This is a genomic window from Dyadobacter sp. AC419 (assembly GCF_979253085.1).
On sequence record NZ_CEEDCD010000017.1, the window covers coordinates 331,674 to 347,925 of the forward strand.

The following is a 16,252-nucleotide window of genomic DNA, read 5'->3' on the forward strand; positions in this document are numbered from 1 at the left end:
TGATTTGGATTCCCGGGCTAAGCCCGGGGCCATAGTGTGTTTAGTCCCTGATGGGACTTTCTCGGAACAATGCCAGTCCCGTCAGGGACGATTATTTACTAACCCGGGCTTCAGCCCCGGGCATTAACCAAAAAACAAAATAAAAATGAGTCAGAAGCAAATCACAGTCGTAATCGTTGGAATGGGTTTTGGAAAAGAATTTATTCCCATCTATCAAAGTCACCCGAATATTAAAGCCGTCGGAATTTGTACGCGCAGCAAAGAAACCCGTGATGAACTGACTGCCAAATTCAATCTCGACCCAAACCTGGTTTTCGAAAATTTTGAGGATGTTCCCAAGCGCGACGATGTTGACGCGATCCACGTGGTAACGCCCGTTCCGGAACATGCAAAAATGACATTGGCATCATTGAATGCAGGAAAACATACGGCCTGCACTATTCCTATGGCGATGACCGTGGAAGATTGCACCGCTATCGTTGAAGCAAAACGCCGCTCTGGAAAAGTGTATATGATGATGGAAACGGCGCTTTACACGCGTGAGTTTTTATATGGATTGAAATTGGCCGAGTCGGGCGAACTGGGACGCATTCAGTTTGTTCGTGGCTCACACATTCAGGATATGAGCATGGAAGGCTGGGGCGAATACTGGAAAGGTTACCCGCCTATGCTGAATGGCACGCACGCCATTTCCCCGCTTTTAAAAATCAATAACACGATCGCTGAAACGGTTGTTTGCCACGGATCAGGGCGGTTAGGCGACGATCTGGCAAGCCGCTATGGCTCACCGTTTGCGGTTGAAACAGCCACATTTACATTAAGAAATTCAGACGTTGTTGCAGAAGCAACGCGCTCCTTGTTTGACGTTGTGCGCCAGTATCGGGAGAGTTATGATGTTTACGGCACTAAAATGTCTTTCGAATGGGAGCAGTTGCAGGATGAAAGTCATGTCATTTTTGACGGTGGCGAAAATGCAAAACGCATCGACGTCCCCGATACAGACGAGCTTCTGATTGAGCCGATCAAACATTTCACAAAGCGCGAAAAGATCGACGATCCGAACCACGTTTCCTTTCTCCAAGGAGCAGGCCACGGCGGATCGCACCCGCATTTGGTGCAGGAATTTGTAGCCGCCATAGTTGAAGGCCGCGATTCCGCTGTGGATGCAGCATTGGCGGCAAATTACACTTGCGCGGGCATTTGCGCCCACGAATCAGCCATGAAAGGCGGTGTGCGCATTAATGTGCCTAGTTTCGAGGCATAACCAATTTTTGGACAGACTTTCCAGGTTTTGAAGATCTGGGAAGTCTTTAAACTTCTTCCAATGCTATTCGGAGCAAGCACTTTTATTTGGGTTTCCCCATTCTCAACGCAAAATATTGCCCTGCTTACCAAGGTGAAAAATATGGGCTATGACATTATTGAAATAGCCGTTGAAGACACGAACATTATCGACTGGGATTTGGTCAAAACCGTTGCTCGCGACCTGGATTTAAAGATTACGATCAGCGGCGCTTTTGGGCCCGAACGCGACATTTCCAGCACCGAGCCACTGCACCGCCAGCTCGGCAAACAATACATTATTGATTGCATCAAGATCGCCCAAAATGTAGGCAGCCCGATTTTCGGCGGGCCGGTTTATTCTGCTGTGGGTAAAACGCGGATTGTCTCTGACGAGCAAAAAAAGCAGGAACGCGCGTGGTGCATAGAGACATTAATTGAAGTCGGAAAAATTGCAGCCGACCACGGCGTTGTAGTTGGTCTAGAGCCGCTTAACCGCTTTGAAACGGATATGGTCAACACCGTTGATCAGGCGCTTTCCATTGTGAACGAAGTTTCCAGTCCGAACCTCAAAATTGTCCTCGATACATTCCATTCCAACATTGAGGAAAAAGACATTCCTGCATCAGTCAGAAAGATCGGAAAAGACTTGCTATGCCACGTGCAGGGCAATGAAAGTGACCGCGGAACGCCCGGAACGGGACATTTGGAATGGGAAGGCATTAAAGACGCATTGGTGGAAATCGGTTATGAGGGAGCCGTTGTGATCGAAACATTTGGCCAACCTTCAAAAGAACTTGCGCGTGCCGCCTGCATCTGGCGCCCCCTTGCCAACAGTGCAGACGAGCTTGCGGAGGAAGGATTGGGTTTTTATAAAGAATTGTTTACCTAAATCATTCATTATGCGTAACCTAATCACGCTTTTCCTGCTCTTTCTCGGTTTCATAGCACACAGTCAGATTCCGGTTGATTTAAGTGGATTTGACAAAAAGAAAGGCGTTAAGGTCACAAATGAAAACAACTTGCTGCACGTCGAGTGGCCAGCTGGAAATGCGTCTTTTGGTAAAATAAGCATCGATTTGAGCAAAGGTCAGCCCATCATTAACGGGCTTTTTATTGGAAAAAACAACAAATTCAAAACCATTGCAAAAGCCCTTGACCCGGGCATCATTCTGACTGTCGGGAAGCGGGACCTTGTTTCGCAAAATGGTTGGAATATTTTCTTTGATAAAACGGCATACCTGCCCTACAAAACTTATCCTGTTACATTGGATAAAACCGGTGTGAAAATCATCACAGCCGGTTCGCAAACGGAAATAATTGTTTCAGGGGCATCAGGGGGGCCATTTTCGGGATCGTACAATTTTACTTTATATAACGGAAGTCCGCTGATGAATGTCGCTGCTGTAATGGCAACTGATGTGGACTCACTGGCGGTGGTTTACGACGCCGGACTGGTGAGTAAGCAATCGCCCTGGGAAAAATTATTTTGGTCCGACACGGAGAATAATGTCAGGGACAAGGAGGTTGCAAAAATGGACACGGTAACAATGATGGCCGTGAAATATCGGACCATTATCGGGCAAAGCAAAGAAGGCAGTTTAGCGGTTTTCCCTGCACCGCACCAGTTTTTTTATCCGCTTGACAACGCTTATAATCTCGAACACATTTGGTATGGCAACAATTACCGGAACCAGTTTCCCGGTTTTGGAATTGGCCTCCGTCACGATTTACTGGGCGATCGACGCTGGGTTCCGTGGTTCAATGCACCGCCAAAAACGCAGCAGCGCTACAACTTCTTCTGTTTGCTAAGCGATGAAAAAGACGGCAAAGTCCTCGAACAAGTGAAGGCTTTCACGCATAATGACACTTACGAGCCGCTTCCGGGATATTACACAATGTCAAGTCATTTTCATCAAGAGCATGTAGATGAGGTGCTTACACGCCGGCCGATGCCCGAAATGCCTGGTTTTGTGAAAGCGTTTCGAAATACGGGTGTCAACATTGTGCATCTTGGAGAATTTCACGGGCCTGGAAGTCCGCGTGGGCCTGAGGCGAAACGCTGGCCGGAGATGAAAATGATGTTTGATGAATGCAAGCGTCTTTCCGACGGGAATTTTCTGCTGTTACCAGGCGAGGAACCAAACAATTTTTTTGGCGGACATTGGATGAATATTTTTCCAAAACCCGTTTATTGGTTAATGTCAAGGGAAAAAGATCAGTCTTTTGTGGAGGAAAATCCGACTTATGGAAAGCTTTACCGAGTTGGCAATAAGGAGGAAATGTTGAAGTTGCTTGAATTAGAAAAAGGCCTCGCATGGACGGCGCATGCAAGGACAAAAGGCTCAACAGGCTTTCCTGATAAATATAAAGATGAAGCATTTTATAAATCCGACCGTTTTCTTGGCGCGGCCTGGAAAGCGATGCCGGCGGATCTTTCGCAACCGAAATTAGGCAAGCGCGTGCTCGACTTGATGGACGACATGGCGAATTGGGGGCAGAAAAAATATGTGATTGCGGAAGCTGACTTGTTTCGAATTGAGCCTAATTATGAGCTTTACGGACATTTGAATGTCAATTACATGCAGCTCGATGAAATGCCGAAGTTCGAAAATGGCTGGCAACCTTTGCTGGATGCGATGGAAAAAGGCAAGTTTTTCGTTTCAACAGGAGAAATATTGCTGCCTTCTTTTACGGTAAATAATGTGGCTTCCGGCGAGACAACGAAAGCAGATGCAAAGGGCAATGTCGAAATTAAGCTGAATGCAAAATGGACGTTTCCTTTGAACCGGGCGGAGGTGATTTCAGGGGATGGCAAGGAAGTTTTTCATGACATTATTGATTTGAAAGACACCGAAGCATTTGGTGAAAAATCATTCATATTTACCAAAAATCTGAAAAACAGGAAATGGGTGCGGCTGGAAGTTTGGGACGTTGCCGCGAATGGCGCATTTACCCAGATTGTCTGGCTGGAATAAGTGGTTTTGGCAAAATATTTGAGATGAATATTTTGGTCTTTGTCACCTCTTTTAAAATAGTTATAATTTAAAATCCTTAACGGAATGAAATTTCTAAAAACAACAATCTGGGCGCTGCTCATTTGCCTTTCCTTCCCAAGTTTTGCTAACAACGCGGACGAGAAGAAACAGGCAAATCCGCGCGAGATCTGGACAAAAGAGCAGGCAAATCAATGGTATAGCAAGCAAGGTTGGCTGGTGGGAGCGGATTTCTTGCCAAGCACAGCCATTAATCAGCTTGAAATGTTCCAGCAAGCTGATTTTGACTCGGTTACCATTGACCGTGAGTTGGGGTGGGCAGCAAAAATTGGCATGAACACGATGCGCGTTTATTTGCATGATCTTTTGTTTCAGGAGGATTCGGCAGGTTTTGTAAAGCGATTGGATGTATTTCTTAACATTGCGCAAAAGCACAAGATCAAGCCATTATTCGTGTTATTTGATTCCTGCTGGGATCCGTTTCCTAAGTTGGGAAAGCAGCGTGATCCGAAGCCTGGTGTTCATAATTCGGGCTGGGTGCAAAGTCCGGGTCTGGAAGCATTGAAAGATAGCACGCAATATCCGCGTTTGGAAAGATATGTGAAGGGAACCGTTGCTGCTTTCGCGAATGACAGCCGCGTCCTGGCCTGGGACATCTGGAACGAGCCGGACAATCCGAACACGAGTTCATATGGCAATGTGGAGCTGCCGAATAAAGTGGAATATGTGATTCCTTTGCTTTCAAAGGCATTTGTTTGGGCACGTTCGGTGAATCCTTCGCAGCCGCTAACCGCGGGTGTTTGGAACGGAAACTGGGAAACACACGAAACATTGACGCCGATTGAAAAAGTAATGATCGACCAATCCGACATCATTACATTCCACAATTACGAAGATGCGGCGGATTTCGAAAAGCGCATTAAGCAGTTGCAGCAATATGGCCGCCCGATGATCTGCACGGAATATATGTCACGCGGGAACGGCAGCTTTTTCAAAGGCTCACTGCCCATCGCCAAGAAATACAATGTTGGGGCCATCAACTGGGGCCTTGTAAGTGGCAAATCCCAAACTATTTACCCTTGGGACAGCTGGAAAAAAACCTACACCAGCGAACCAGACCTCTGGTTCCACGACATCTTCCGCAAAGACGGCACGCCGTACAAGAAGGATGAAGTTGAGTTGATTAAGAAATTGACTGCGGCTAAGTAGGGAGGGAAGTCGTCAAAAATAAAGACCTGCTAAATCACTTTGGCAGGTCTTTATTTTGATATCAGTGATTTTTAACAAATTCTTTAACATTCATTTTGGAAATCCTTTCCCAAAGCTCTCCATTCTTCGCATCCGAAGCTTCTTTTTCTGTGGCAAAAGGTCCTAAATTTTTTCTTTTGACAGGAGTGGCAGTTGCAGTCTTGTCTTTGTGTGTAGTTGCCATAATTATTTTTTATTCAATATTAACATTTTTAAGAGAAATCAGGAAGCTGTCATAACAGCTATTTTTGACAAAAGGCTCAATGTGATTACCTGTTATGCCAAAGATTTTGAAACTTTCGGACGCATGATCGATCTCCTGACTGATCAAAATATTGTATAACCTTGACCTCGACTTTGTATTGCCAGTAAAAATTACAAGCGCGTCAGGATATGAATCGAAAAATATTTTAAGCGCTTGAATAACTGTTGCTAAAATAGTTTTAATGTCGCCATTGTTGCTAGTTGTTTTAAAATCCAGACATGTATCCGGTAAAACATTGGCAAGACTTAATGAGAAAATTTGAGGATCGGCGCTTTGGTCAAAAATTACGGCTTTGTGAATTTCTTTCTTACCAATGCTTAAAAAATCAAAACGCGTAGCATTATTCAGCGAGTTAAACTCGTAAAATGGGTCATTCATTGATGTTATAGTATGTGTAGACCTGATATGACAGGGAATATTCAGCAATTTCCAAAAACCTTTGTAAGCTCCTAAGGCATCTTCCGAAAAGACAGAACGCCGTATAGTCTTGCCATTAACAGGGATTTGTCCTTTAGATTGTAACTGTTCCCAGAATGAGGGGTTAACTTTCAATAGGTGAGGCATAAGCAAGTCGTTCTTAAATTCCCCAGCTTCCTTAGCCGTTGCAAACTTTCCTGCCTTTCTTTTCTTCCGACTCAGTTGTTCCAGCTTTATGTCAAATTCCATTGCTATGTATGTAAGTGATAATCAAATTTGACTTTTTTTTGGCATATAACAAAATACAAATAATGAATTCCCGGCATGAATTGTTCGGGTCTTTCTGCTCAGGAAATCAAAACGATGTGCTTCGTCGAGGACTGTGAAGTCGTAGAAAGGTTCATTCATTTATATGTAGCATAGTATGTGTGTCTGCAATATTAGGCAAGAAGAATTAAATGACAATTAATATCTTCACAGCTTATCCATCCTATGCCTTATTCATGAGAAAAATTTGCCTGCTTATGCTTTGCATTGCTTTTGTGCAACCGGCAGTTTTACAAGCCCAAAAAAGACAGCAAAAACCTAACGTCATATTCATATACGCTGACGATGTTGGCTACGGAGACCTCAGCAGTTATGGCGCTACGAAAATCGCGACACCTAACATTGACGGGATAGGGAAGGAGGGAATCCGGTTCACGAATGCGCATACGACATCTGCGACTTGCACACCGTCCCGTTTTGGGTTGTTGACCGGAAAATATCCCTGGCGGCAGAAGGGCACAGGCGTTTTGCCGGGTGACGCGTCGTTGATCATACCGACGGACCGGCTGACTTTGCCCAAAGTATTTCAAAATGCAGGTTACAAAACGGCTTCCGTTGGGAAATGGCATTTGGGGCTGGGAGAAAATAACAAGCAGATCAACTGGAACGAGCCGATTACCAAAGGCCCGAACGAAACCGGCTTCGATTATGCTTACTTTTTTCCGGCCACGTCCGACCGCGTTCCTACCGTTTTTATCGAAAATCATGAAGTGCAGGGTCTGGATAAGTCGGATCCCATCCATGTGGATTATTCCAAAAAAATAGGCAACGAGCCGACTGGATTGGAAAATCCGGACTTATTGAAATTGCCTGCTTCGCCAAATCACGGCCATAATAACACGATTGTAAACGGCATTGGCCGCATTGGCTGGATGACGGGTGGAAAGCAAACGCGCTGGACGGACGAGGAAATTGCACATGTGTTTTTGAGCAAAGCCGAACAGTTTATGGAGGAAAATCAGAAAAGCCCTTTCTTTCTTTATTTCTCTTTAAATGACATTCACGTTCCCCGAATGCCGAGCAGCCAGTTTAAGGGAAAAAGTCAGATGGGTTTGCGTGGCGATGTGATCCTGCAAATGGACTGGACCGTTGGGGAAATTCTGAAAAAACTGGAAGAACTAAAATTGGCAGAAAACACATTTATCATCTTTTCCAGCGATAATGGTCCCGTTCTGGACGATGGTTATGCGGATAAAGCAGTGGAACTGGCAAAAGGGCACAAGCCAGCCGGAACATTAAGAGGTGGAAAATACAGCGCTTTTGAGGGTGGAAGCCGCGTCCCGTGGCTCGCGCGCTGGCCGCAGACCATCAAGCCCGGAACTGTTTCGGACGCATTCATTTGCCAGATCGATATGCTCGCGTCTTTCGCCAATTTTTTTCAACAAAAAATGGAAGTCGATGACGCTCCGGACAGTTTCAACACGATTGAAGCAATGTTGGGCAAAACAAAAACAGGCCGGCCTTATCTTGTCAAACAAGGTGGCGCGTTGTCTCTTACCAAAGAAAACTGGAAATACATTGAGCCAAGAGAAGGCAAAGCCATTCAGGAGCTAACCAACACGGAAACGGGTAACAATCCATCGCCTCAGCTTTATGATTTGAGTAAAGATTTGGGAGAAAAAACGAATCTCGCAGAAAAATATCCGGCAAAAGTAAAGGCTATGGCAGCAGAATTGGCCAGGATTCGCGAAGCGGGACGGAGCCGGTAAAAATTTCCTGAAAATACTTTGTGACCATTACAAAAGTGTGACGTCTAAATGCATAAAACCCATGTTTTATGACGTCACATTTTATTCAATTTGCCAGAGTTTCCGCAGCTTTTTTATTGTCTGCATTGTTTCAATGTGCCCTTGCGCAGACTGTTTATTTCCATCAGGACTTCCTCGGATCAGGACCATTTGTTAGCGTAATACCTGATTCAGCGCAATTTAGCCACATTGTTGAGACCGTCCCTTCGCTGTCTTATTCCAGGTTTTCAAAGGGTTTCATGGATCTCGTCCGGACGCAGCAGGACTCGGCAACGGGCGGGATCATTCGTGTTTTGCGGGCTACGCCTTTTGAGCCGAATCCTCAAACATTATTTATTCAAATCACCCTCAGCGCAGAATCCGTGCAGTCGGCGGCATTGAATGCTATGTATTTTTATGTGGGTGAAAACTTCAATGCGGATAACCATTCTTTTCCGGGCAATGCATTAATGTTTGCCAAATTTTCTTTCAATTTTCAGGAAAGCGGCTTCACTATCAAGGACTTCGCCACCCAAAATACGAGCAAGCTTATTGCTAAAAAAAAACGGGTGACACTGACCTGGGTGCTTAACAATTCGCAAAAATTGCTCCCTTACAAATTGTCCAATGCGCACGCTGTAACCTATAACGCATTGCCTGGAACGTATGATTTATGGGTTGATAATGAGCCTATCAGCCTGAACAGCAAAGCATATCCAGGCAATTCGCTGTTTTCGGCAACCAAGCTTTCCAATTTTGAAATGCGGTTCAGGAATGGTCAGGGGAAAGTGCGTATCCACGAAATGTTGATTCGCAATGGTGCGTCAGATCTGAAAGAAGGCGAGGTTGTTGTGGCACCCAATCCGGCTACCCGAACATTGATCAATTTGCGGGCTGAGCACGTTCAGTTGGCGTCGGTTAGGCTGGTTAATTTGTGGGGCAGGAACGTGCATTCCGACACAAAAGTCATCGCGCCCGACAAAATTGAGATTCATCCTGCTGAGGAATTGTCGTCAGGGATTTACATTGTTTCATTTGAAAATAAGCGAGGTCAAAAGCAATCAATCAGGGTTATGATCGAGTGATGATCTGCGGAAAATTTTTGGTATAGGATGAAAATTGGATTAAGTTGCACTATGAAATTACATTCCCAATCCCAGGAAAATTCTGACCATAAGATTATCTGGCAGCAATTTTTGTCAGGGAATGTAACCGCATTTGAAAAGCTGATGTCCATCCACTTTCGCACGCTGTTTCATTATGGCTGCAAATTTTCCAGAGATCATGAATTTGTAAAAGATTCTATCCAGGATCTTTTTATGCATTTGTGGGAAAAGCGCGAACGCCTGAATGCTGATGCTGCCGTGAAGCCTTATCTCATGGCTTCGCTGCGCAGACTCATGCACCGGAGCACGTCTTCGAAATCTTGGGTGGGCGAGGGCACTTCTGAAAATGCGGGAGAAATATTTGATCTGGAATTTTCGGTTGAGGATCAATACATTGACACAGAATCCACGCTTGTCCGCACAAGGCAACTGGAAAAGCTGCTGCATGAATTGCCTGAAACGGCAGAAGGAAGTGATTTATCTGAAATTTTTCCAGGAACTCACGCGCGAACAAATTTCCGAGATCATGGCCGTGTCCCCGCAAACCGTTTCAAATTTGCTTCAAATTGCCATTAAGCAGCTCAAAAAACATTGGAAAGCAGAGTTTCTGACTTTCTTTCTGATCCATTTATTTATATAAAAAAAGGCCATAATGCCACCGAAAAAGGCGTTTTATACTTTTTCTTCGAAATAATTTAAATTTTATTGGTATCGCGTCCCACTTTCTGTCTATCGTATGTTAGCAGCAAACGACGCATATGGACCGCTATCAAGATTTTACCGTTGAAGACTTCGTCTGGGATTCCTTTTTTCGCCAATGGGTGCTTGCCCCAACGGGCGAAACGGACGACGTTTGGCAGGATTGGCTTGAAAAAAATCCGGAATCTTTCGATAAAATCCAGCAGGCGAAAGGTATCGTGCTTTCCCTGCGTTTGCATGAACCGGAAATTAGTGACGATGAAATTTTCCGGATCGTAAAACATACGGTCAACAATATTGAAGTTGCCGATAAATATCCGTCCTTTCAAGAGCCAGTTATTCAGCGAAAAGTTTACAGCTTTCCGTGGTTTCGTGCCGCCGCTTCGGTTGCTTTATTGCTCATTGCGGGCTGGATTATTTACTCGTTATCCAGCAAAAAGCAGGCTCCTGAAATCGCTGTTAACAAACCAGCGAGCACCATTCAGAGTGATATGATTGAAAAATCCAACGCTTCTCAAACGCCTATGACCGTGCTCTTAGAGGACGGAAGCAAGATCACATTGGCTGCAAATGGTCGAATTCGCTACGCAAACAAATTCCTCGCTGCAAAACGTGAGGTTCATTTGGAAGGGGAAGCGTTTTTCGACATTACGAAAGATCCCGAGCGTCCATTTTTTGTCTATTCCAATGGTTTGATTACCAAAGTTTTAGGAACGAGTTTCACCATCAAGGCTTATGGCAATTCCAATGAAGTGACGGTGGAAGTGAAAACCGGCCACGTTTCTGTTTTTCCTGAATCGGATCCGGCTTTGAAACAAAAAACTGCCAGTCCAGAGTTACAAGGCGTTGTGCTGCGGCCTAATCAAAAAATAATTTATTCCAGAGAGGAAATCCGGATGGTGAAAACCTTGGTTGAGAAACCTGAAATGGTCGTTGCAAAAGCCGAGATCCCGCAATTTGAATTTGAAGACACGCCCGCAAGCGAGGTTTTTGACACCATTGGAAAAGCTTATGGAATCGAGATCCTGTATGACGAGGAGTTATTGAAAGATTGTCCGCTTACGGCAACACTTGAAAATCAGACACTTCATGAAAAGCTTTTCATCATTTGCAAAGCAGTTGAGTCTGATTATGAGATTCTTGACGGGCAAATTGTGATCCATAGTAAAGGTTGCAAAAATTAAAATACAACATAGAAACCATTATTTACCCAAAAACCCGAAGCCATAATTAACTACGAAACAGAAAGAGTGCCATAAAAAAGAGCCGGCGATGTTCCCGCATCACCGGCTCAGGAATAAATCCCATTTGGTTGTCGCCATTCACCTCCGTAGCGGAGGCAGGGATCGTTTTGCCAGTTTTCAAATCTTAACAAAACAATCAAATCTATGAAAAAACCCTTTATATACCGCCAGGTATTAATTTGGACGATGCGGATAACAGCCACACAATTGATATTTGCCGTATGGTTCATCGGAACCAGTTATGCCCACGAAAGCAACGCACAGTCGCTTCTTTCCCAGAAAATTACGGTGGTCGCTTCGGGCAGTGAAGTAAAAAAGGTTTTGAACCAGGTCGAAAAACAAGTCGATGTCCGGTTTGTTTTCAGCTCCAAATTAATCAAATCGGCAAGAAAGGTGACGGTTACTGCAACCGAAAAGCCTTTGTACGAAGTCCTGGATCAGATCTTGACGCCTTTGGGACTGCAATATGAAGTGTCAGGCAAAATCATTATCCTCAAAAGACAGGACGCGTTGCCAACCGAACTTCCTGCAAAAAGCATTTCACCCAAACGTAACCTCACCGGCAAAGTCGTGGACGAAATGAATGCGCCCCTTCCGGGTGTAAGCATTGTGGTGAAAGGAACGCAAACCGGCACTACAACGGATGCAGATGGTGGATTTACGCTGGATGTGCCTGATAATGCGGTGCTTGTGTTGAGTTTTGTGGGTTATACAACCAAAGAAATTCCAGTTGAAAACCAAAGCACGATGAACATTACGCTGGAAGCGGACGTGAAATCGCTCGGCGAGCTTGTGGTTGTGGGTTATGGTGTGGTGAAAAAATCAGATCTCACCGGTTCCGTTGCTTCCATCAAATCCGCTGAATTGAATGCATATCCGGCTACAAACCTGATGCAATCACTGGCAGGCCGCGCGACGGGTGTGCAAATTTCGCAAAACACAGGCGCACCCGGCAGCCCGATCAGCGTCCGGATTCGGGGAACAAACTCTGTTCAGGGTGGAAACGAGCCACTTTACGTGGTGGATGGCTTTCCTTATTCGGGCAGCCCGACATTGCTGAACAATGCAGACGTTGAATCCATTGAAATCCTGAAAGACGCTTCTGCAACAGCCATTTACGGTTCAAGAGGTGCGAATGGCGTGGTGCTGATCACAACCAAAAAAGGAAAATCGGGCAGGATCAGTGTGGATCTGGACAGTTATGTTGGCTTCCAGACGCCGCGGAAGAAAATTGAAATGATGAATGCCAAAGAATACGCACAATTTTATAACGAACAGGCTGCTAATGATGGACTTGCACCGCATTTTACACAAGATGAAATCAACGGTTTCGGTGCCGGAACAGATTGGCAGGATCTGACGCTGCATACGGCCGCCATTCAAAATCATTCAGTTTCGATCAACGGTGGAAATGAAAAAACGCGCTTTTCAATCTCAGGAAGCAATTTTAATCAGGGCGGGATCATTATTGGAAGCAATTACGTCCGTAACTCCATCCGAGCCAATCTGAGCACTGATTTTAGCAAAAAATTCAGGTTTGATCTTAATACAATTTTGACGCGCATCGACACGGATCGCAAGAATTCGGGCGGCGGAAACAGGGGTAACTCATTGATTTCGGCCATGCTTTCGGGTTATCCGACGGTTGGCGCTCGTTTGCCGGAAGGTGGTTATTCCAATCTGGCGACGGTTTATTCCTGGGGTTCGAATGTGATCACCAATCCGTTAAACTTCATTGAGCAGCAAACCGACCATCTTCGTTCCAATAAAGTGCTTGCTAATGGCGCGCTGACTTATACATTGCTCGACGGACTGTCCATCAAAATTTCCGGTGGAATAGAAAACACCGATGACCGAGGTGATTTTTACACGACCAAAAAATTTGTCAATTCCCTTGGCTCAGCTTCGATCAATACGACGCAGATCACCAGTTTACTGAATGAAAACACAGTTAATTATGTAAAGGACTTCGGGAAGCACAGCATTTCTGCGGTGGCCGGTTTTACTTATCAGGACTACACAACAACGCAACTTAACACAAGCGCAAGCGGTTTTGTGAGCGATGTGCAAGAGTCTTTTGACATTGGGGCGGGAGCGACGCAGGGTGTGCCTACCTCACTTTATTCCAAATGGACGTTGCTGTCTTATCTGGCACGTTTCAATTATTCGTTAAACGAAAGATTCCTGGCGACATTCAGTTTCCGCGCCGACGGCTCTTCGCGTTACACCGAAGGACAAAAATGGGGTTACTTTCCATCGGCATCCATCGCTTACCGATTGTCGGAGGAGAAATTCATCCGGGACATTTCTTTTATTTCTGATCTAAAAATCCGTGTTGGTTATGGTGAAACGGGCAGCACGGCGATCGATCCTTACTATACATTAAATCAACTGGCTTCGGGAAAAGTGGTTTTTGGTGATGCATTAACCACTTCTTATGCACCGGGCTTGCGCCTTGCAGGACCTTTGAAATGGGAAACAACCTCACAATCCGACATTGGACTGGACATTGGATTTCTGCAAAACCGCTTCTCACTGACATTTGATTATTATATCAAAAATACGCGCGATCTGCTGAATAATGTGCCATTGCCTTCTTCATTGGGTTATGCTTACACAATTGATAATGTTGGAAAAGTGCAGAATAAAGGTTTCGAAATCGCAGCCAATGCGAATATTCTGACCGGCGCATTCAAATGGAATTTGTCTGCCAATGCGTCGATCAATAAGAATAAGGTTTTGAAACTGTATGGCGGCAATGATGTGCTAGGCCAGGCGATTGACATTTCGGTGATCAATGACAATGTGAATGTCCTGCGTGAAGGCGAATCCATCGGAGCTTTTTACGGATACATTGAAAAAGGTTATGACGAAACGGGCAAGATCGTTTACGAAGATTTCAACGGGAACGGCACGCGTGACATTGGCGATAAGCGCATCATCGGTAACCCGAACCCGAAGCTGATCTACGGCGCTAATTCAACGATGAATTACAAAAACTTTGAGTTGAATGTGTTCATTCAGGGATCTCAGGGCAATGATATTTTCAATCTGAGCTCTGTAAACCAGACGATGGACTACGGTCAGGCGCTGAATATGCCGCGTGAGGTTTTTGAAAATCACTGGACGCCAACCAACACGAATGCAAAATATCCCTTGATCACGGGCAAAGTTTCGCAGGCGCAGGTTTCAAATCGCTTTGTGGAAGATGGTTCTTATCTGCGTTTCAAAAACATTCAGCTGAGCTACAATGTGCCTGTCAAAAATATCAAATGGCTCACGAGCGCGCAGATTTATGTCAGTGCGCAAAACCTGATCACATTCACGAAATATTCCTGGTTTGATCCTGAAATCAGTTCCTATGGCGGCTCCAACTCCATCCGGATGGGCATCGACCATTACAGTTATCCGACTGCAAAAACAACCACAATTGGTCTGCGCGTAGGTTTCTGATCAATCAACATTAACATTTCCAACAATGAAAAATATAGCTATTTGTTTCGTCCTCGCCCTTTCCCTCACGGCTTGTGATGACATTTTAAAAGAAGAGCCCAAATCACTCGCAGCCGAGGTTTTTTACAACTCACCCGATGAAGCGCGGGCTGCTGTGAACGCGATTTACGGACCTATGCGCGGACCTAATGGGCTGAGCACCAATTATCCTGCCCAACAAGAAGGCCTGCCGGACTATGGGAATTCCAGAGGCAGCCAAACGCCGGTCAGTTTGTATCAGGGACTGGACAACACCAACATTAACCGCGTTGGCGCGATCTGGGACGCCTTTTACCAGTCGATCCGGAATGCCAACATTGTGATTGAAAATGTGCCGAAAGCGAGCGAAATATCCGAAGGCGATATCGCCAAGTTCGTCGCAGAAGCCAAATATCTTCGTTCGCTGATCTACTTTGCCATGGTCCGAAACTGGGGCGGCGTTCCTTTGCGGACTGAGGCGAATATGACCGTAACGGACGTGAAGCGCGCCAGTGTTGAAGAAGTCTATAATCAGATTTTAAGTGATGCACTCAATGCCGAGCAATTCCTGCCGGAAACGCCTTCCGAAGTAGGACGTCCAACCAAATGGGCTGCGAAAACATTGCTTGCCGAAATTTATATGTATCAGGAAAAATGGAAAGAATCCAGCGATAGGGCAAAAGAAGTGATCGCATCGGGCAGATATTCATTGGTTCCGGTGAGTAATTCAGAGGATTTTCAGAAAATATTCGGGCCCGAAGTAGTATCAACGCCCGAAGAGATCTTTTACTTCAAATATTCCCGTCAGCAGGGTTTCGGGCTGGTTGGTTATGCCCACCGCGCCATTGGTCAGTATCGTTACTATGGCCCGGGCGGTGTGTATGCGCAGTATACAGATTCGACTTCCAATTCATTTATCAAAACCTGGGACATGAAAGATTTGCGCAAAGCCCATATCCTGTATAATGTGGATGTGGGACTTGGACCAAACACGTGTTTGTACAGAAAATTTCGTGATCCGGCAGCAACAGATGGTGGTGGAAATGACTATCCGTGGTATCGCTATGCTGATTTATTGCTTTTCCACGCCGAAACCGCAGCGAAAGCCAATGGCGCGCCAACGGCAGAAGCACTCGAAAGTCTGAACAAAGTGCACCGCCGTGCTTACGGTTACAATGCCGAAACTGCTTCGCCGGTTGATTTCAAGCTTGCGGGACTGACTTTGAAAACATTCACCGACCTCGTAGTGCGTGAGCGTGGCTACGAAACCATGTACGAAGGCAAGCGCTGGCTTGACTTGAAACGCCTGGGCATTGCTAAGCAGCGTATTAAGGAAGTGAAGAACATTGATATCGCCGAAAAGCACATGATGTGGCCGATACCCAACTCAGAATTGCTTTATAACAAGGCACTTGACCCTGCCAAAGATCAAAATCCAGGTTACTGATTTTTTCTATTCCCAACCAACAAT

General features: G+C 45.4%; 12 protein-coding genes and 1 pseudogene. 11 read left to right on the forward strand and 2 right to left on the reverse strand.

Features of this window, described 5'->3' with window-relative positions:
- Window positions 1-145: 145 nt before the first annotated feature.
- The 4 genes from AC0IYG_RS11865 to AC0IYG_RS11880 all read left to right on the forward strand — a co-directional run bounded on the left by AC0IYG_RS11865 (window position 146) and on the right by AC0IYG_RS11880 (window position 5,486).
- Complete coding sequence (locus AC0IYG_RS11865) at window positions 146-1,264, forward strand: Gfo/Idh/MocA family protein (RefSeq protein ID WP_471711282.1); 1,119 nt, start codon at window positions 146-148, stop codon at window positions 1,262-1,264.
- A 60-nt stretch (window positions 1,265-1,324) separates the two neighbouring features.
- Entirely contained in the window at window positions 1,325-2,173 is an 849-nt protein-coding gene (locus AC0IYG_RS11870; protein ID WP_471711283.1) for a sugar phosphate isomerase/epimerase family protein, read from the forward strand.
- A gap of 10 nt (window positions 2,174-2,183) precedes the next feature.
- Window positions 2,184-4,259 carry a CehA/McbA family metallohydrolase domain-containing protein gene (locus AC0IYG_RS11875; RefSeq protein ID WP_471711284.1) on the forward strand — a complete coding sequence of 692 codons (2,076 nt, stop codon included), beginning with the start codon at window positions 2,184-2,186 and terminating at the stop codon, window positions 4,257-4,259.
- Between the two features lie 84 nt (window positions 4,260-4,343).
- Complete coding sequence (locus AC0IYG_RS11880) at window positions 4,344-5,486, forward strand: cellulase family glycosylhydrolase (RefSeq protein ID WP_471711285.1); 1,143 nt, start codon at window positions 4,344-4,346, stop codon at window positions 5,484-5,486.
- Between the two features lie 61 nt (window positions 5,487-5,547).
- Here the strand turns inward: AC0IYG_RS11880 and AC0IYG_RS11885 are convergent, their stop codons facing one another.
- Window positions 5,548-5,709 carry a hypothetical protein gene (locus AC0IYG_RS11885; protein ID WP_471711286.1) on the reverse strand — a complete coding sequence of 54 codons (162 nt, stop codon included), beginning with the start codon at window positions 5,707-5,709 and terminating at the stop codon, window positions 5,548-5,550.
- Window positions 5,710-5,718: 9 nt separating this feature from the next.
- Window positions 5,719-6,456 (reverse strand): DUF6934 family protein, encoded by a 738-nt coding sequence (locus AC0IYG_RS11890; RefSeq protein WP_471711287.1) that lies wholly within the window; start codon window positions 6,454-6,456, stop codon window positions 5,719-5,721.
- A 254-nt stretch (window positions 6,457-6,710) separates the two neighbouring features.
- Between AC0IYG_RS11890 and AC0IYG_RS11895 the strand changes: the two genes are divergently transcribed.
- From AC0IYG_RS11895 to AC0IYG_RS11925, 7 genes and pseudogenes are all read left to right on the forward strand, one after another.
- A complete protein-coding gene (locus tag AC0IYG_RS11895; RefSeq protein WP_471711288.1) occupies window positions 6,711-8,243 on the forward strand; it encodes a sulfatase family protein in 1,533 nt (510 codons plus the stop codon).
- Window positions 8,244-8,311: 68 nt separating this feature from the next.
- Window positions 8,312-9,346 (forward strand): T9SS type A sorting domain-containing protein, encoded by a 1,035-nt coding sequence (locus AC0IYG_RS11900; RefSeq protein ID WP_471711289.1) that lies wholly within the window; start codon window positions 8,312-8,314, stop codon window positions 9,344-9,346.
- A gap of 144 nt (window positions 9,347-9,490) precedes the next feature.
- A pseudogene (locus AC0IYG_RS11905) lies at window positions 9,491-9,631 on the forward strand (RNA polymerase sigma factor); the annotation flags it as partial.
- Window positions 9,632-9,812: 181 nt separating this feature from the next.
- A complete protein-coding gene (locus tag AC0IYG_RS11910; protein WP_471711290.1) occupies window positions 9,813-10,007 on the forward strand; it encodes an RNA polymerase sigma factor in 195 nt (64 codons plus the stop codon).
- Window positions 10,008-10,125: 118 nt separating this feature from the next.
- On the forward strand, window positions 10,126-11,250 hold the full coding sequence (locus AC0IYG_RS11915; RefSeq protein WP_471711291.1) for a FecR family protein: 1,125 nt from the start codon (window positions 10,126-10,128) through the stop codon (window positions 11,248-11,250).
- A 267-nt stretch (window positions 11,251-11,517) separates the two neighbouring features.
- Complete coding sequence (locus AC0IYG_RS11920) at window positions 11,518-14,763, forward strand: TonB-dependent receptor (RefSeq protein WP_471711292.1); 3,246 nt, start codon at window positions 11,518-11,520, stop codon at window positions 14,761-14,763.
- A gap of 25 nt (window positions 14,764-14,788) precedes the next feature.
- Complete coding sequence (locus AC0IYG_RS11925) at window positions 14,789-16,228, forward strand: RagB/SusD family nutrient uptake outer membrane protein (RefSeq protein WP_471711293.1); 1,440 nt, start codon at window positions 14,789-14,791, stop codon at window positions 16,226-16,228.
- Window positions 16,229-16,252 lie beyond the last annotated feature (24 nt).